14 protein-coding genes and 2 pseudogenes are annotated in these 16988 nt (G+C 43.6%); 5 read left to right on the top strand and 11 right to left on the bottom strand.

All coding sequences use genetic code 11. The features are described 5' to 3' along the window. The first annotated feature begins 17 nt into the window (after positions 1-17). On the top strand, positions 18-917 hold the full coding sequence (locus tag E6W40_RS10785; RefSeq protein ID WP_136605471.1) for an AraC family transcriptional regulator: 900 nt from the start codon (positions 18-20) through the stop codon (positions 915-917). A gap of 286 nt (positions 918-1203) precedes the next feature. Here E6W40_RS10785 and E6W40_RS10780 read toward each other — a convergent pair whose 3' ends face one another. From E6W40_RS10780 to E6W40_RS10765, 4 genes and pseudogenes are all read right to left on the bottom strand, one after another. Beyond that, a complete protein-coding gene (locus tag E6W40_RS10780) occupies positions 1204-2124 on the bottom strand; it encodes an RCC1 domain-containing protein (protein ID WP_136605470.1) in 921 nt (306 codons plus the stop codon). Between the two features lie 220 nt (positions 2125-2344). Then, a complete protein-coding gene (locus E6W40_RS10775; RefSeq protein ID WP_136606941.1) occupies positions 2345-2692 on the bottom strand; it encodes a VOC family protein in 348 nt (115 codons plus the stop codon). 223 nt (positions 2693-2915) lie between these two features. Beyond that, positions 2916-3650: a WecB/TagA/CpsF family glycosyltransferase gene (locus tag E6W40_RS10770; protein WP_136605469.1), complete on the bottom strand. Its 735-nt coding sequence runs from the start codon at positions 3648-3650 to the stop codon at positions 2916-2918. A gap of 126 nt (positions 3651-3776) precedes the next feature. Then, positions 3777-4282: pseudogene (locus tag E6W40_RS10765) on the bottom strand (MerR family transcriptional regulator). A gap of 179 nt (positions 4283-4461) precedes the next feature. Here E6W40_RS10765 and E6W40_RS10760 point away from each other — a divergent pair. After that, positions 4462-5319 carry an SDR family NAD(P)-dependent oxidoreductase gene (locus tag E6W40_RS10760; RefSeq protein WP_136605468.1) on the top strand — a complete coding sequence of 286 codons (858 nt, stop codon included), beginning with the start codon at positions 4462-4464 and terminating at the stop codon, positions 5317-5319. Between the two features lie 429 nt (positions 5320-5748). Here E6W40_RS10760 and E6W40_RS10755 read toward each other — a convergent pair whose 3' ends face one another. The 5 genes and pseudogenes from E6W40_RS10755 to E6W40_RS10740 form a co-directional block, all read right to left on the bottom strand. Next, the gene (locus tag E6W40_RS10755; RefSeq protein WP_136605467.1) at positions 5749-7488 is read right to left on the bottom strand and encodes a Rieske (2Fe-2S) protein; all 1740 of its coding nucleotides are present in this window, start codon (positions 7486-7488) and stop codon (positions 5749-5751) included. A 445-nt stretch (positions 7489-7933) separates the two neighbouring features. Beyond that, positions 7934-8239 carry a helix-turn-helix domain-containing protein gene (locus E6W40_RS30275; protein ID WP_281281477.1) on the bottom strand — a complete coding sequence of 102 codons (306 nt, stop codon included), beginning with the start codon at positions 8237-8239 and terminating at the stop codon, positions 7934-7936. 75 nt (positions 8240-8314) lie between these two features. Next, positions 8315-8656: pseudogene (locus tag E6W40_RS30270) on the bottom strand (AraC family transcriptional regulator); the annotation flags it as partial. A 93-nt stretch (positions 8657-8749) separates the two neighbouring features. After that, on the bottom strand, positions 8750-9379 hold the full coding sequence (locus tag E6W40_RS10745) for a DapH/DapD/GlmU-related protein (protein WP_136605465.1): 630 nt from the start codon (positions 9377-9379) through the stop codon (positions 8750-8752). Between the two features lie 64 nt (positions 9380-9443). Continuing rightward, positions 9444-10829, bottom strand: a complete 1386-nt coding sequence (locus E6W40_RS10740) for an MATE family efflux transporter (protein ID WP_246072957.1) — start codon at positions 10827-10829, stop codon at positions 9444-9446. A gap of 116 nt (positions 10830-10945) precedes the next feature. On the opposite strand from E6W40_RS10740, the gene E6W40_RS10735 reads away from it, so the two are divergent. Next, positions 10946-11842, top strand: coding sequence for an AraC family transcriptional regulator (locus E6W40_RS10735; RefSeq protein WP_136605464.1), 897 nt, complete (start codon positions 10946-10948; stop codon positions 11840-11842). Between the two features lie 259 nt (positions 11843-12101). On the opposite strand, the gene E6W40_RS10730 is transcribed toward E6W40_RS10735, so the two are convergent. Beyond that, positions 12102-14114: an S-layer homology domain-containing protein gene (locus E6W40_RS10730; protein WP_136605463.1), complete on the bottom strand. Its 2013-nt coding sequence runs from the start codon at positions 14112-14114 to the stop codon at positions 12102-12104. Between the two features lie 587 nt (positions 14115-14701). Further along, positions 14702-15613 (bottom strand): helix-turn-helix transcriptional regulator, encoded by a 912-nt coding sequence (locus tag E6W40_RS10725; RefSeq protein ID WP_136605462.1) that lies wholly within the window; start codon positions 15611-15613, stop codon positions 14702-14704. Positions 15614-15735: 122 nt separating this feature from the next. Here E6W40_RS10725 and E6W40_RS10720 point away from each other — a divergent pair, with 122 nt between their 5' ends. Further along, positions 15736-16197 carry a VOC family protein gene (locus E6W40_RS10720; RefSeq protein ID WP_136605461.1) on the top strand — a complete coding sequence of 154 codons (462 nt, stop codon included), beginning with the start codon at positions 15736-15738 and terminating at the stop codon, positions 16195-16197. 145 nt (positions 16198-16342) lie between these two features. Further along, positions 16343-16912, top strand: coding sequence for a YdeI/OmpD-associated family protein (locus E6W40_RS10715; protein ID WP_136605460.1), 570 nt, complete (start codon positions 16343-16345; stop codon positions 16910-16912). The last annotated feature ends 76 nt before the right edge of the window (positions 16913-16988 follow it).

The raw sequence follows: 16988 nt of genomic DNA, 5'->3' as shown, positions 1-16988 counted from the left end.
TGTGGGGGGAGTACCTTATGATCTATCCAAAGGAACTGTGGGAGGATACGGTTCTTGAGCATGCGGATTATCCGTTTCAACTCTTTCAGAATCGTTGTGCTTCCGCCAAAACAGGGGATTGTATCCTGTACCTGCATTGGCACGAGCATTTTGAATTTCTGGTTATGCAAACGGGAAGTGCTGTTTTCCATGTTGACAGTCGACCATATGTGGTTCAGCAAGGTGATATCATCCTCATACCTGCTGGCAGCCTCCATGTCGGTTATGCACTCGTTGATGGGGATGTAAACTATGACTGCATTGTACTCAATGCTTCTCTGTTTAATGACTGGCTGTCGGATCCGGTCCATACTCAGTATGTTGCCCCTTACGTGGAGGGTAGATTTCATTTTCCCATCAAGCCGGCGGACCTTGACGAAAACTGCCAACCCTACTACTCTCTTTTGGATGAGATTATTCAGGAGATCTCTGCCAAAGCTCCTGCATATCAGCTCGTGGTCAAATCCAAGCTTCACCTCTTTTTCACATTGATGTCGCGCAGCTTTATGCCGCAGCAGTTTGCGGAACAAAATGAACCGGCTTATTTTCCCAACCGGGAGCGCTTCAAACAATTAATCCGGCGGATTGAATCGAGCTATGCGGTTAAAGTAACTGTTGAACAGGCTGCCAGAGAGGTAAGTTTGAATCCCTATTACTTTTGCAAGCTGTTCAAACGCCTAACCGGCCGAACCTTTGTTGAGTATGTAAATATCCTCCGGATGAAAGAGGCCAAACGACTTCTTATGGAAAGCAATGATTCGATAACCGAAATTGCGGCATGTGTGGGTTGCGAGAATCCGAATTATTTTACGAAGATTTATAAAAAGTATATGGGGATGACCCCATCTCAAACGAGGAAAAGGGAAATGACCGAATAACAGCGGCAAGAATATGCTTGCATTCATGCAGGGGGAATATGCGTTAACCGTGTTATGTTAACCTTCGATTCCTGCCTCCCGGGTCATTCTCAAACGAACCTTCATCGAAAAAAAACTGCTCCTGGATGGCCCTGAACTATTGTCGCGTAAGCACCTTCTCCATACCCAACAATCATATGAGGAGTACACCAAATACTTCCTGATTCGGAAAATCACCCCGGCATCCCATCATTTGGCCAGGCTGCCGATTGGTTGTTGCTTACGACAGCCTTGTGTATGTTGCAGTCTAGTTGGCAGCGTTTTTGAAATGTAGTCTTTGTGGCAGTTGGATGTCGCTCCAGCCGCTTACATCACATTGGCCATATTCATTGTCACCCACAGCAACCAGCGTCCCATCCGATTTAAGGCCGACAGTATGAGCGCAACCCGCCGCTATCGCCACAATATCGCGCCAGCCACTTACATTGCATTGGTCATGTTTATTCAAACCCACAGCCGCTACCGTACCGTCCGATTTAAGGCCGATGGTATGATAACTTCCCGCTGCTATCGCCACAATACCTCGCCATCCGCCAACATCGCATTGGCTATGCTTATTCAAACCTATAGCCGACACGGTACCGTCCTTTTTAAGCCCGACAGAATGAAGGTAACCCGCCGCTACCGCCACGATGTCGCGCCATTCGCTCACATTACATTGGCCATACCGATTATTGCCCATAATCGTCACCATACCGTCTGATTTAAGCCCGACGGTATGCCAGTCACCCGCCGCTACCGCCACCATATCAAGCCAGCTGCTTACATTGCACTCGCCTTCATTATTTCGACCCACAGCCGCTACCGTGCCATCCGATTTAAGTCCTACGGAACGTCGCCAACCGGCCGCTACCGCCACCATATCGCGCCAGTCGTTTACATTGCATTGGTCATCCTTATTCCAACCCACAGCCGAAACTGTGCCCTTAGATGTAAGCCCAATTGTATGAGAATTCCCCGTGTTCGTCGCCATATGAACATTACCAGCCGCTACCGCCACCATATCGCGCCAGCCGCTTACGTCACATTGGCCAAATTTATTATCACCCACTGCCGTCACCGTTCCATCCGATTTTAGACCAACGGTATGACGGCGACCCGCCGCTATGGTATCTTTAGGCGACCGTTTTACCTTCAACGCCGCTTCAATCAGTGAAATATAATCCATGTTTTATCTCCTTGTAATACTGGACTTGTGTATCTTACTTTCTTCCTGTTGTTGAATAATCCTGCCCTCTAACGTAATACGGCTGCCGATTCATACTCGCAGCCGTATACGTATCTTAGTTATTGATTAAGCTATAATTCGCTATGGTTGAACTTACTTCCGATTAGCTTCATAAAATGAGCAGGCTGCGGTAGCCTGCTCAACAATATGTACTATTCAACTATTTCTCCCATAGCTCAATCAGTCTACCTTCAGGATCTTTAATCCAAATAAACTTACCGAAATCACTATTCTCTTTTTCCTTTTCAAGAGGTACACCCATTTGTTCAAGATGCTTAATCGTCTCGTCTATATCAAACACTTGGAAATTTAACATCACTTGCTGTTCTGTTGGGAAATAAGGGTCATCTTCAGTAAAGAAAGAAAAGATAGTTTCATTTCCTGAATGGGGTTTAATAATAGCCCCATTCCAATTTTCAATTTCAATCTTCAGTACTTCACTGTACCATTTTTTTATAGCATCTAGATTTTTAGTCCTCCAAAATATTCCCCCGAAACCTTTTATCATCATAAACCCGCTCCCTTCTCTAATTTCTTTATTTTTTAATTTAAATTGGAAATTCAGGAAATAAAATTAAATTCCTTTTTCAACCAACCTGTCCGTTAGCTTATTCAAGTGCACTTTTCATATCGCCTATCAATAATATCAGACGACAAGAAAGGTATATCGTTAAAGAACATATATCATTTTCTGAGCTTATCGTTCCTCATTAGTTCAGTGAAACGACGATTTACTTTTCTCTAAACGTTAGTGCACGAATTGCGAATTTAGGTAAGATCAACTGTCGCTTCATTCTTGAAGGTTGTTGAATCAACCTGTAAAGCCATTCCAAGTTTAGCCGTTTCCAGCCTTCTGGGGTCTCCTTTACCTTTCCTGCAATGACATCAAGACTACCTCCAACACCAATCGCAATCTTCGCATTTAGTTTTGATTTATTCTTATGAATCCATCTTTCTGCATAGGGTGCTCCAAGTGCAACCACTAAAATATCTGGCTTTAAGGTTCCAACTTCTTCGACAATTTTATCTTCTTCAGTTTGTTTAAAGAAACCATGGTGTCTACCTATTATCGAAAGGGCAGGATACTTTTTGCTTATAACCTCACACACTTTTTCATTAGTTAGTGGATCTGCACCCAGAAAATAAAAAGACCATTTCTTTTGGTTCCCAGAATCGAGTAACCTTAACAACGTATCATATCCAGTAACCCTTTCGGGAAGATTTCCACCTCTTAGACGAGACACCATTACAATTCCAATACCGTCTGCTGTAATCAGATCTGCTTCATCAATTATTGAGCGTAACGATGTGTCCTTTTGACAAGCCATGGTGATCTCTGGGTTAACCGTTATTACATGAAAGAGTTCAGGTCTATTCTCTTCAATTACATCAGTGAGAACTTCTATTGTGCGGTCCAACGTCATCTTCGGGAAGTTAATTCCCATGACTTTGGCGTATTTTTCCATAATAGTTTGTCCACCCTCATTAAATATGTTAACAACATTTTAACATGGATATGATTACCAAACGGTAATATCCCAAGAAAAAGATTATGTTAACATCAATTTGCCGATTAAACAGCTATTGCAAGCTTATCTTACGGAGTTCGGCGACTTGCCTGCTCTGGCCGATGCGAAAAAAAACTCATCTCAACAGGTGAGACGGGCTTTGGTTTCGGTTTTCCCATCATTTTTTCTGACACACCTTCCTGAATTTCATCCGAGCAGTCCCGTCGGTATTTCCCCTCCTCCAACTTCATGTCGATAAAATCGACGACCTGCTGCAGAGAGGCAATCTGGCTGACGATATTTTCCCGGTGGCTCCTTAAGTGTTCCACAAGTTCGGGATATTCCGCGGGATCAGTATCGGAGGAGACCGCCAAAAAAGGCTGCATTTCATCCAATGGCATCCCCGTTTTTTTCAGGCAAGATATTAGCCTAATCGTTTTGATGTCCTCCTGGCGATAGACGCGGTGCCCGTTATCCTTCCGGTCTGCCCGGGGCAGTAGCGCGATCTTTTCGTAGTAACGGATCGTATCTTGCGAAATTCCGGTTTGCTTAGCGGTTTGCTTTATCGTAAATGTTTGGTTTTCCTTCATCCTGTCCCCTTCAGAGATTATTTTTATGTGCATTATACATCTTGGTGCTGGCTCTAAGTCAAGTCTCTTATCCTTAGGACAAAAATCTTTATTTTTCCCACCTTGACTTGGAGTCGACTCCAAGTTATAGAATGGGCACTGTCAGTTTGGAATATCCCGATATCAGGAGGAGATGTGCAATGAATAAGAGACAACGTGAAAATATCGCAGTAATTACGGGCGCAAGCGCCGGGATTGGTTTGGAATTAACCCGGAAGTTGCTGTCGGAGGACTGGCAGGTGATTGCTTTGATCCGTTCCGACTTTCCGCCGGACGATATGAGTATCCAAACAGCAGTCAAGAGTGGATGGCTTCGAATTTATAAAACGGAGGATCTTGCCGATTATACCAGCTTGAGACGGACCTTAGAAGAAATCAAAGGCAAGGAGCAGCGGATCGATATTTTGTTCAACAACGCCGGCGGGTCCTTTCCCGAGCTGAGCTATTCAAAACAAGGACGCGAAAAGCATTATGAACTGATGACGGTCGTTCCATATATCATTCTAATGGAATTGATGGAACTTATAAAAAGAGGTCGCTTAAAAACGGTTATCAATACCTCATCTTCAGCGCTGAAATTCACGAAAGAGTTTAATATCGAAATCCTGGAGCGCCCCAAAGTTTTCCGCAAACTGCTTGGTCCTTATGCCACTTCAAAATTAGCGCTTTCGCTGTGGACGCAGGCTATCGCGCCGCAGCTTGCCAAGGACGACATCAAAATCCGCAGTGTTGACCCGGGTAGCAACAATACGTTAAGAAAAGGGAAAAAATCCGGGCTGCCCATTTTGATTGTACCGTTGATGAAGCTGTTTTTCTCTCCGCCTACCCATGGTGCGGGCAAGCTGTATGAAGGTGCTCTCGGAGAACACCGTAATGAAACCGGCGTGTTTTTGCTGAAAGGTCAGGTTGCGGAATTAAGATATAAAGACGAAGCGCAGAACGTTTTGGACAGAATTAAAGCAATTTATGAACACGAATTTTCACAACGTGATTGTTAATCTTACAGCCGTATAAAACTGACGTTAGCTTAATCACTGCGAATCCATTTTGTGCACTATCAGCATATTGCTGGCGCTATATATGCGGGTTTTTATAGTGTATATGTTATATTGCCCCTTAACCGCCGCAGTTAAGAGATACACAATATAGCCTTCATTTTTCGGTGATACAATAATAAGTTTCTCTTATCACAGCCACTTAACTGAGCATAGACTGCCGATCGATCTTGATCAGCAGCCTGCCAAGTATACAGTAGGACCTAAACAGCTCAACATTACTCTGCATTGTTTAATTTAAAATTTATTAGTTTATGTTATTGCTCTATTCTCTAATGATAAGCTCATTATTTTTTTATGTCCTATTCCGGTTGTCAGCTGATTCGCCGGTTGTAACCTGTACTCTGCAATAATTGTAGCAGCTTGCTCACTTTATTCTTCTTCGAACAATTTCTCACCACGATGAAGCCGCCATGCAATTTTCGCCGTATGAGGCGTCTCACGGGAAGTCGGAGCATGCGCTGCCAAATAACGGGTAACTGCAAGGATCATCGTTTCGCGGGCTTTTTCAGCAAATGGTCCAGACTCGGAAGCCCAGCGGTCATATTCCGCCATGGCCGCCTCGTACATCTGGAAGGAGTGGAATTCCGCATCCTCTCGAAGCAATGCATGACCCAATACGTTGAATAAAGGCTCTGGCTTTCCGCCGCAGCGCAGATAGCGGATTACCCATGCAGCTGCCGGCGCCACTTGCTGTTGTTTGTCGAGAATCTCCAGCAGCTCCGCGGGCTGCGGCACTTCTTCAGTCGCTACAAATGCTGCCGGTCTCGAGGCAGCCGGGATGTTTAAAAACCGATCGAGATAAATCGTAGAAGCCGTATGGAATATGGCGCGGACCAGCCATGAATCGGTAGAACGGATCAAACCTTCATGAACGGCGTGAGCATGCGTAAACGTGTGTAGTACCGAAATCCAGTCACCGAAATCGTTATGCACATGGAAGCGGACGATCCGTTCTGCCGCAGCCAATGCGGCAATTTGTGAGATGCGCACCGGAGAGCCGCCTCCGAGCAAAGCTTCCTTCAGCATGTGAACCGTTTGAAGTGGATCATCTCCGAGCAGCACTTGGAGCATCTCCTCGTCGTCGATGCAAAAGCCTTCGCTTCCTGATGTAAAGTCCATATTGGACAGATCCTCGAACGCTTCCTTCAACGGCTGAACCAAATTGACCGGCGATTGCCAGCTATGAAGCTCTTCGCTACGCGATGCGTTACCGAACATCGGAACGAGTGAAGCGAGGACTTCATTGTGCTGGTCGGGCCTAACATACTTCAAGCTCTCAAATGCCTTATTGTGGAAATCTAGCGTGTGGCCTCCATTCATATAGAAATGGTCCGTCGCCGCCATGCCCATCATAGAGAATAACCGCTTCTCATCCACCCTCGCCTGTACGGCAGTCAGCAGTACACGTTCCGCGCCGCGTGTATCTCGAACCTCGATGCAATCGCGGTACCATTCCGTCAATCGTTCTTCGGAGACGCCTGTATTCGGAAGCGGATCGAGCAAGTAACGCTTTCCGTCTCCGGTGGATTCGCGCGCCGTGTGCAGCAATCCTTGGAACAATGCAAGGATCCGGCCTTGTTTATCAAGCTTTGGCAGGACGTTGGCCATCGCGGCCAGAATCGTTAATCCGGATCCCCACCCTTGCCTGCGCTGTTTGACCCCAAATCCGATCCCGATCGCAGCAATTTCTGTCTCTGGAACGCCCGCCTCCATTAATCCTACTATGGCCTTGGCTATGACAAGACCTATATTTTGCTCAAGGCCGCTCAGAAGCCGGTCTTTGTACTGCTGTACTTGATTGCTGTTCCGAGAATTCGGGTTGACCCAAATTAATCCGTTATGAATGGTTACATCGTGTACAGGAACATCATCCGCCCAAGGATCGAGCGTCCCGCCGCTGCATACGTCAAACCGCGCATGATGCCAATGACATGTCAAAATTCCGTTGCACAAACTTCCCATATGAAGCGGAAAACCGAGGTGAGGGCACCTATTGTCAACCGCATGCACTTCATCCTCGTGATAAAAAACTACGATGCCCCCCTTGATCAACTTCGGTTGTAACTCTCGAAGATCTTCTACCGTACCCGCTTGAATCCACCCATTCATGATAACGCCTCCAATTTTCAATATCAGCAGCTTTCCTTGTTTACAGAATATCCTATTTTGAATACATTTTAAATAAATATGTTTAAAATGTCGTTTTATTCTACGCGGCATAGTTCAGAACTTTGAAGGAGTTAACCGGATTGCTTCGTAAATTCGATTAGTTCAAAACAAAAAAAGACGCGGAAGCTCATTGATGAAGCATTCCTCTTCTGAATATATTGCTCGGATGCTCCTTATATCTTCTTGTCTTTTTCTGCCAACGATATATGTACTTGTTCTTCGGTTTTGAGAAGAATATTTATTATTAAAATACAAAAAGCCGCAGCAATGCGGCTTTTATAAATCCATGTTCTTGTCGTTTTAGAATATCTATGACTCTACTCAGGTTGCTGCGTTTAACCTTTTTAATATTATTGTGGTTTCATATCGAGCCGATTCAGTCTCCTTATCCTCTCCCTAACGAATCACGCAGTTGTTGGATATCGCTCATCGGAGGCCGTCCGAATAAACGTGCACATTCCCTACTGAATTGAGAGGGACTCTCGTAGCCGACGCGAAATCCTGCCGTTGCAGCATCCAGTCCTTCCGTGAGCAGCAACCGTCGCGCCGTCTGCAAGCGGATGGTTTTCTGATACTGAAGCGGGCTCATGGCCGTTACTCGTTTGAATTGCTTGTGAAAGGTTGTCGGGCTCATGCTGACTTGGGCTGCCAACTCTTCAATCACTAGTGGCTGTGAGTAATTTCTGTTGATCAGATGAATGGCGTTTGAAATGCCCTGGGCATAGCTTCCGATTACGGCAAACTGCCTGATGAGCGCTCCTTGCTCTCCCTGCAGTACCCGATAAAATATTTCCCGGATCGCGAGCGGTGCCAGCATGTCAATATCCGCGGGCGTATCTAACAGGTAGACAAGGCGCAACATCGCATCCAGCAAAGAGGGGATGGACGGATTGACCAGAATGCCCTTCCCTGAGATCTCTCCCCTTTCCTTTGGAGAACGGCTGGATTTCTCGTTTATATCTACAATGACATCCGGATTGAGCGTCAGTGCCAAGCTTAAATATGGCCCTTCACGCGAAGCCTCGATAATTTTCCCGATCACCGGGAGATGAACGGAGGTTACCATATACATACCCGGTTCGAGCAGGAAGCTGTCCCCGGCTAAAGCGGCCGTTTTGGATCACTCATAACCATTTCAACTGATCTTTTAACTTAGTTTAAAACTTGAGCATGTCTCCTTGCAGTGTGGCGCGAATAAACTTTACCATTCAACCTGATCGAAACGCATGTTTTTATAGTAGTATACCCTGTCATGATCTGTGATCTCCCGTATAATTTTACACGGATTTCCAGCAGCGATTACATTGGCCGGGACATCCTTGGTAACTACACTTCCAGCACCAATAACACTGCCCTTTCCGATTGTGACGCCTGGTAAAATAATGGCACCGCTGCCGATCCACGCCCCATCTTCTATGACCACTGGCAGAGCGAACATACCGCCTTCTTTACGCATATCCGGGTGTACCGGATGGCCGGTCACTGCGATCGTTACGTTAGGACCAAACATCACATCGCTCCCGATCGTAACCTTATAATCATCCACAACGGTTAAATTAAAGTTGATATATACATTATTGCCTATAGTAGTATTCGAGCCATACGCCATGCGAATTGGGGGTTCCATCCATACATTCTCACCAATACTTCCAAAAAGCTGTTTCATCAGATCCTTGCGACCTTCCGTATCATCAGGATGCAAACGATTGATTTCATAACAAAGAACCTTGCCACGCTGACGCGCCCGAGCCAAAGCAGCAGCCTCCTCTGGGTAATTCACGTCATGGTCTGTAAATAGTTGACAGCTTGCCATTCGTTCTTGAATATTCATTCATCATTCTCCTTTTATCTTATTGGTTTGCTCTGAAGAAGCAATGGAACCCAAACCATATCATTTATCCGGTTTCCGCAAAATCCCTTGTAATATTGTTTAGCCACTTATACTGACGGAACCGAATATAAGCAACTGGCAGCTTAATAAGTTCATCGAGACTGATCACTGCATATAAAAGAATGGGAGGCACTTGCCATACGAAAGCACATAGATACCCTAAGGGCAATATAATGCCCCACATCACCACAGTATCGCACCAAAAACCAAATTTGGAATCCCCTCCAGCGGTGAATATACCCGATATGGTAGTAGCATTCATTGATTTGGCAATACAATAATAAGCACAGATATACAGCATTCCATCCAGGTATTGCTGTGCAGTAGCCGTTAAACTCACGATCGAGAAGACCAGTGGTTTCATTAACAATATAATACAACCTGCCAGGATTCCAAAAATCAGTGCATACAGATTCATCCGATTGCCAGCTTGTTTGGCTTTCTCGATCTCACCATTCCCCAGATATTTACCGACAAGTACAGAACCACCGCTGGCAATGCCTCCACATAGTACGATGGCTAAGTTCTTGACGACTGACGCGACGGAATTAGCTGCAACCATATCGGAACTTACATGGCCCAAAATGGCAGTCGTCGCAGTTAAAGCCCCGCCCCATACAATATAATTGCCTTGAATGGGCATGGTGTATTTAAAGAAATCCTTCAGTAAATTGCGCTGTATACCATCACGCATTGGCAGTTGAAAGCAGATGGATCCCCGTGTAAAGGAGTGCACAATGCAGCAGCCAAGTTCAATGAAACGTGCACAAACCGTCGAAAGGGCAACTGCCGAAATAGCCTGTTCAGGCATACCAGGAAAAAATACAAATATGCAAAGTGCATTGAACATAATGTTCAAAAGCAGGCATGTGGAACTAATCCATGCACTTAGCTTTGCATTTTCCATACTTCTTATTACACTCAGATACATCTGTGAGATTCCCATTGCAAGATAAGAAAACGAATTCATTTGCAAAAACCTTGTACCGTAATGAATCAACTCCGCATCATTCGTAAAAATACGCATCAGCATTTCTGGGTACAAGACGGAGAAAGAAAAAAAGAATGCTGATATGCAGAACGAAAATATGCAGGAAATGCTGAGAACCCGCTGTATAGTCTTTAAATCTTTCTTGCCCCAATATTGTGCAGTAAGAATACCCGCTCCCGTTGACAACCCCATATAAAATAAGGTCAATGCAAAAGTGATTTGTCCTGCGAGTGATACGGCTGACATCGCGGACTGGCTTATCATGCCCAGCATGACAACATCGGCTGAAATAACCGTTGCCGAAATCAGATTTTGCAATGCAATGGGAAATACCAGCGTCATTAACTCGCGATTAAAATTTCGATTCATGGGAGTCTCCAATTGTTTTCGTTTTTCCACCCCATACCCCTTTCATATGATTTATATAGTATAAAGATAGTATAAATATTTTGTTCAATCCATTAGAATTGACTTTAGTTCTATAAAAATCGTATGTAATTCAAAGGGGTGATCCCATGAGTAAATTACTGGAGGTATTTTCAGATCTGTCCGAGCGCTTGGATTACAATCATCCTGGTTTGTCTCTCTATGTTCGAAAAGGCAACTTACATCAATTTAATAATTATGCAGCTGCATGCCATTGGCATCCGGATGTAGAGTTCATTTTAGTTCTTGAAGGATCTATGGAGTATTTTGTGAATGGAAAGACTATGCACATGGATCAGGGGAACGGAATTTTTGTTAATAGCAATCGATTGCATTATGGTTACTCCCAAGATATGATCGACTGTACTTTCATTGTCGTCGTCATCCATCCATCACTTCTTGGTTCTAGTGCATCCCGGGCAAGGTCATATGGAGAGCAAAAGTTCGGGGCTAACATGGATGACTTTTTATTACTCTCAGACCAGATTCCTTGGCAGCGAGAGACATTGGTTTCCCTAAAAGAGATTTACAAAGAAATGCATAACAGCAATATACACAATCCAATTCGTCTACTATCACAGGCATTATCCCTATGCGCCTCCATAGGGGATCACTTGCAACAAAAACCTGGGCATCCTGACGACGTGCAATTGTGGACAAATGTTTGGAAGATGACAGGGTACATTCATCAGCACTATGAGCACAAAATAACCCTTGATGATATTGCTGCAGCAGGCACTGTTTGCAGAAGCCGATGTTGTATATTGTTTAATACTTACGTAGGTCAAACACCCAACGCATATCTAACACGGTACCGCATTCAAAAAAGTTGTGAGATGTTAAAAGAAACCAATCGATCGATATGCGAAATCGCTATGGCATGCGGATTTCAAAGCGCAAGTTATTTCTCATCCATTTTTCGCAAACAAATAGGATTGGTTCCGCAGGATTACCGAAAAGAAACCCTGCAAAACAGCAATAATTAATTATATTAATTATTTTAGGAATTCGATTGCGGGTTAAAGCGAACCTTAAACCAAGCCTCCCACTTTACACTAATCCTGGTTGAGGCAATAAATGGTTTATCAAAACAAAGAGAGCAAGTTCTTATCCCGAGTCGAGAAAAGACTTGCTCCCTTAAGATGATTCCTGCTCCATCACACGTCAATCTGTCACTGATTCGTGAAAAGCTCTAATTAATAAACGAATAACCATATGTGTGTCATACACAAAAGTAGCGTTTACTCAGAAAGTAGGCTTAAAGGTCACTACATTCGAGCGAATCTCATCGTCTGACTCTTGATCATAGGCCACAATAACCGCATAAAGTCCGAGACCCGGGGGAAGCGTTCCTTGAATGCTGACCGTTCCGTATACGGAATCATACATTCCAACCCCGCCTTGATTAACAATATAATCAGCAGAAGGCGAATCCATACCTTGATCCGTTGTTAAGTAATAGAAACGATACTCACTTCCCCTGTAGTCCGGTGAGACTGTAATCGAATTGTCGTTCACGACAGGCGTGCCTACGCTCGTAAACGTGTCGATGATCGGATCCGTTCGATAGAAGGTGAAACCCGCGACTTCACTATCTAAAGTTCCCTTAGATCCGACTACGTAAAGGCGATAGGTCTTGTTGGATTGCAAGTTCTCAGAGATGCTGATTCCTTGTAAGGCCATGTCGACAGTTCCTTGCTGAAGCGCTGGGTTACCCGTTACATCTTGCCCCGATTTAACCTGTGCAACACTTGGGGAATCAGAAGAATTGAACTCGGTAAGAACGTAATGTAGAGTGTCAAATGCTTCTGAGTTCACACTTGCATGAATCGTATCACTAGTGATTCCCTTACTTCTACTTGTACCTGAAGCGTTAAAAGTAATCGTAGGCACGACCTGCTGCTCAGCCAATGTCTGGAAACGCACTGAGGAGATCTTAGATGTCCTACCGTTGGCAAGCTCATATGCATACAACACATAGGAGGTGCCTGCGGTTAATCCGCTCAAACTCAAGTTCCCCTTCGTTCCGTCCAATTCGACCGAACCGTACACGACAGCATCGTTTCCTGATTTGATACCAGCCAAGCTTGGAACTGCCGAACCGGATGACAGCACGGAGTAATACACAGTCCCAGTGACCGATCCCGTTACCGGATAAGACGCCGTCGTTTGCATGATGGTTCCGTTCATAACATCGATGCTCAGAGTGACATCCGTCGGCACTGGCACTGGGTCAGGCGTAGGTGTCGAAGGCGTATACGTGACCACTGGTGGTGTCACTGGCGGCGTCATTGGTGGAACCGTTACCTTAACCGATATTGGTTTACTTTCGTTATTTTTCACGTCGTTACCGAATAATGTCTTCAAGCCGTTTGCTACAATAACCGGTGCCCTGGAGGTATCCAGCTTAAAGCCTTCATGTAGCTTAATAATGATCGTCTTTCTGTCCTCGGATAACACATAGCTATCTAATTTCGGATCAAGCGGCACACCGTTAACCATAATCTTCGATAGATCAAAGGAGTTTGGATCGATTCCTACTGTCATAGTCAACTCAAGCTTGTTGCCCGCTGCGAAGTTCGCTCCGGACACCTCAAGTGGCCCAGTAGCTTCGAACGTTCTGGCGCTTTCGAAGGAGCCGGTAGCAAGTAATTCGCGGCTCGCTTGTGTCGTACCGCCAAATGTACCGTTTGGAGAGTTATCTAGTAACCTCTGCTCAAGTGCCAACCGGACATAACCTTGTGCCCAATCAGAGACTGTATTATCACTAACGCCTGAAGCCGACTGTGCTTGCGCCTCCTGACCTAAACCCCGAACGAGAAATGCAGCTAATTGCTCTTTAGTCACTTGACCCGCAGGATTAAACGCTCCACCGCCTACGCCGTCCGTGATTCCCGCCGCCTTGATCGCTTCAATAAAAGGCAGCGCGTAGCCGTTTGCCGTATCATCTGATTTTACGTCACTGAAAGAAGATGTTTTGAGATCTTGATTAACGTTAAGACCAAAAATAAGTGCTGCTACCTTCGCAAATTGAGCGCGATTCATCTCCTCTTTCAGACCGAAAGAAGCATCAGAGACTCCGTTGAAAATACCGGCTGAAATCATTGCATCGAACTTTGCCTTCGTAGCCGCGTCCAAATCCTTTAAATCGCTGAAATCTGCCGAAGTCTTCGCCTCAACTATACCGCTGCCAATCGACGCTGCGGAAGTCAAACCGATTGTCAGAACCGTAAACCCAATTAATAACTTCTTGTTCATGCTAAGTCCCAACCTACCTTCCCAAATGAAAATACATCTTCATTCCTCTTATGCTTCAATCCGTAATGATATGGGCTCACCCATATACTTTTCTAGTTTCGCAAAAATTCCTCTTTTACGGCCAAGTTTTACGATAAGATCAAAGATACTACGCTGTATCCAGAACGGAATGCCAACGATTAATGTATTTTGCAGTAAAAAAACTAAAGCCGTGTGTACGTAACTTGATTCGTTACCGTTTGTTCCAACTCGCTTTCCTTGGGGTTAAGCTGTTTAAACCAGATAGTCAAAATTTATCAAGGCGCCATCACTCGTGTAAAGATTCCCCCCATCACTGCTATGTACGATTGAGAACACCATGCTTATTAAATAACTTGTTAAAGGTTTTATATTCGTCTATTAAAACATTAACCTTAATTGTTTCTATTATAGAGAATATATAAATTGCCGAGTAGTGATTGCTGTCATCATTTTGTCATGTGACAATATGGATTTTTATGTAATAAATAAAAAGGCCTTCATAATGATGGCCTTGTGAGGTATGTAGCTTTACAATTTGACCTGTACCTGCGGAATTCTGGGGTTCTTTAGGTATATTTCTTTATCATGACATTTAGAAACTCTCGAAAATCTTCAACATACGTTTTAGGCTCTATGATTACTAAATTCGCTCCAAAACCTGCTAGAAACTGGAATCCGATATTGTTTTGCGGTACATCTATTGTAGCTATTAGAAATTCAGAATTATAGGCTTCAATCCTTTTTTGACCGTATCTTTCAATAAAGTGATCTTTTATGCTGTGTGAGATCAATGCTTTAATTGTAATTAATTTCGGTTGATAATGTTGTTCAGCTTTATGTTCAGTCAAAAAATCTCTAGGAACAAATGTTTTGGTATCGATATTAAGATTATCCGTTCTGGACAATTTAAAAGTTCGATATCCCATTCGATTTAAGCAAAACCCCTTCAAATACCAACTCATTTCACTAAAATGAAGCTGGTATGGCTCGACCATTCTATTCGTCTTCAGTCCGCTTTGATCTATATAATCAAAGGTAAGTAACCTTCCTTGCACGATTGCTTCCTGACATGTCTTTAAGATTTGAACAATCTCAGTGCGACCATCCCAATCATAAAATGACAGGTGAATTGAGCCTTTCCTGGATGCTGATTCTATCATCGATTCAATTTTTTTAAGAGTTAGTTCTACTTCATCACTAAATAGAATTTGTCCCAATCCGCCCAGTGCCGTTAAGATATTTTCTATGTCTTTACTGCTTAAAAGTCGTTTGTCTAATTTGTATTCATCCATAATCCCATAGCCGCCGTAAACTCCATTGATAGAATAAATAGGTATATTTGTAAGACTGAGAGTTTCCATATCACGTAGAATCGTTCTTTTAGACACATTAAATAATTGTGAGAACTCGGTTGTTGAAACCACATTCTTTTGCAGTAAGATCATTACGATAGATATTAATCTCTCGATTTTCTCCATATTATCTCTCCCGGCTTTTCCTCTTAGGTAAAAAATAAATTTTACAAAGCTATAATAGGTGACAATATAGCTGTCACCTATTATAGCTTATACTTCATGTATTACAAGAAGGAGGTTTTTTCATGTCAGTTATTGCATATTTAAACTTTGATGGGAATACAGAGCAGGTCATTGATTTTTATTCAGAAGCTCTGAGTTCAAGTAAGGTCAAAAAAGTGAAATTCAAGGATTTTCCACAAGATCCAAACTACCCTTTGTCAGAAAATGAGTTGAATATGGTTATGGAGTCCTCGTTAGAATTTGCTGGTGGCAAAATAATGATGTCGGATATTCTCCCTTCAATGAAGAAGGTAACGGGTGAGTTGGTTAAAGGCAACAATATACTGATTAGTATCGTTATTGATGATAAACAGACATTGGAGAATTATTTCTCAAATTTGTCTGCAGGTGGCTATGTTATCATGCCGTTATCAGAAATGCCTTGGTCTTCCTGCTTCGGCATGTTGGTTGATAAATTCGGTATTGTATGGAAGTTTAATCGTGACGCTGAGAAGTTCCTTGATCGTTTAGTTTCAAACCAATAGTAGTAATTGATTCCAAGGAGCGGCTTTTCGTTTTAGGTAATTAAAGCTGCAGGCCATATGAATAAGGGACAAGTGGCAACGGACATTTAGCGTTGCCACTTGTTCTCGTTTGTAGCCAAAACAGAAAGGAGAATGAGTGACATTCATGGAAATCAACGAACTGTTTCCAGCAAAGTCGAACAGCGAATTGAGGTATTGGTTCCGGGAACATTATGAGACTGAAAAATCTTGTTGGGTTGTCGTGAGTATGAAGTTGACACCAGGTACGTTGCTATATCTGGACGCTGTCGAAGAAGCCTTATGTTTTGGTTGGATTGATGGAATAAAAAAGAAAATTTCAGAGACCGAGCTAGCCCAAAGGCTGTCTCCTAGATCCAAAAAAAGTTCATGGACTGAATTAAATAAAGAACGGGCCCGTCGTCTTGAAAAATTGGGATTAATGACAGAAGCAGGTAGAAAAGTGCTCCCTGACCTGAGTTACGAGTCATTTAAAATTGATCCTATTATTGAGCTGAGGCTGAAAGAAGAATCAGATGTATATCAGAATTTCGTTCGATTTCCAGATCTTTATAAAAGAATTCGAATCGACACAATACAAAGCAATATAAATCAACCAGAGTTATTTAAGAAAAGATTAGATAAGTTTATAACAAACACCAGGCAAAATAAATTGTATGGCAATTGGGATGACAACGGACGCCTTTTGAATTACTGATTAATAAAGCATCTCTAAGGCCCTCCTATCTTATTCTGCCATCGGAGAGCCTTTAAAAGCGCCTGCGCCATCCACC

Source organism: Paenibacillus dokdonensis, assembly GCF_004916975.1.
GTDB lineage: Bacteria > Bacillota > Bacilli > Paenibacillales > Paenibacillaceae > Paenibacillus_AQ > Paenibacillus_AQ dokdonensis.
The sequence above is the reverse complement of the archived record's forward strand: the minus strand, read 5'-3'. Positions and strand labels throughout refer to the sequence as shown.

What these genes read in the sequence shown, in the direction of transcription:
- E6W40_RS10770 (WP_136605469.1), bottom strand. Translation starts at nt 3,650, where the DNA reads ATGGAAAAATACGCCAAAGTCATGGGAATTAACTTCCCGAAGATGACG.
- E6W40_RS10725 (WP_136605462.1), bottom strand. Translation starts at nt 15,613, where the DNA reads ATGGAGAAAATCGAGAGATTAATATCTATCGTAATGATCTTACTGCAA.
- E6W40_RS10780 (WP_136605470.1), bottom strand. Translation starts at nt 2,124, where the DNA reads ATGGATTATATTTCACTGATTGAAGCGGCGTTGAAGGTAAAACGGTCG.
- E6W40_RS10720 (WP_136605461.1), top strand. Translation starts at nt 15,736, where the DNA reads ATGTCAGTTATTGCATATTTAAACTTTGATGGGAATACAGAGCAGGTC.
- E6W40_RS10735 (WP_136605464.1), top strand. Translation starts at nt 10,946, where the DNA reads ATGAGTAAATTACTGGAGGTATTTTCAGATCTGTCCGAGCGCTTGGAT.
- E6W40_RS10730 (WP_136605463.1), bottom strand. Translation starts at nt 14,114, where the DNA reads ATGAACAAGAAGTTATTAATTGGGTTTACGGTTCTGACAATCGGTTTG.
- E6W40_RS10760 (WP_136605468.1), top strand. Translation starts at nt 4,462, where the DNA reads ATGAATAAGAGACAACGTGAAAATATCGCAGTAATTACGGGCGCAAGC.
- E6W40_RS10785 (WP_136605471.1), top strand. Translation starts at nt 18, where the DNA reads ATGATCTATCCAAAGGAACTGTGGGAGGATACGGTTCTTGAGCATGCG.
- E6W40_RS10775 (WP_136606941.1), bottom strand. Translation starts at nt 2,692, where the DNA reads ATGATAAAAGGTTTCGGGGGAATATTTTGGAGGACTAAAAATCTAGAT.
- E6W40_RS10715 (WP_136605460.1), top strand. Translation starts at nt 16,343, where the DNA reads ATGGAAATCAACGAACTGTTTCCAGCAAAGTCGAACAGCGAATTGAGG.
- E6W40_RS10745 (WP_136605465.1), bottom strand. Translation starts at nt 9,379, where the DNA reads ATGAATATTCAAGAACGAATGGCAAGCTGTCAACTATTTACAGACCAT.
- E6W40_RS10755 (WP_136605467.1), bottom strand. Translation starts at nt 7,488, where the DNA reads ATGAATGGGTGGATTCAAGCGGGTACGGTAGAAGATCTTCGAGAGTTA.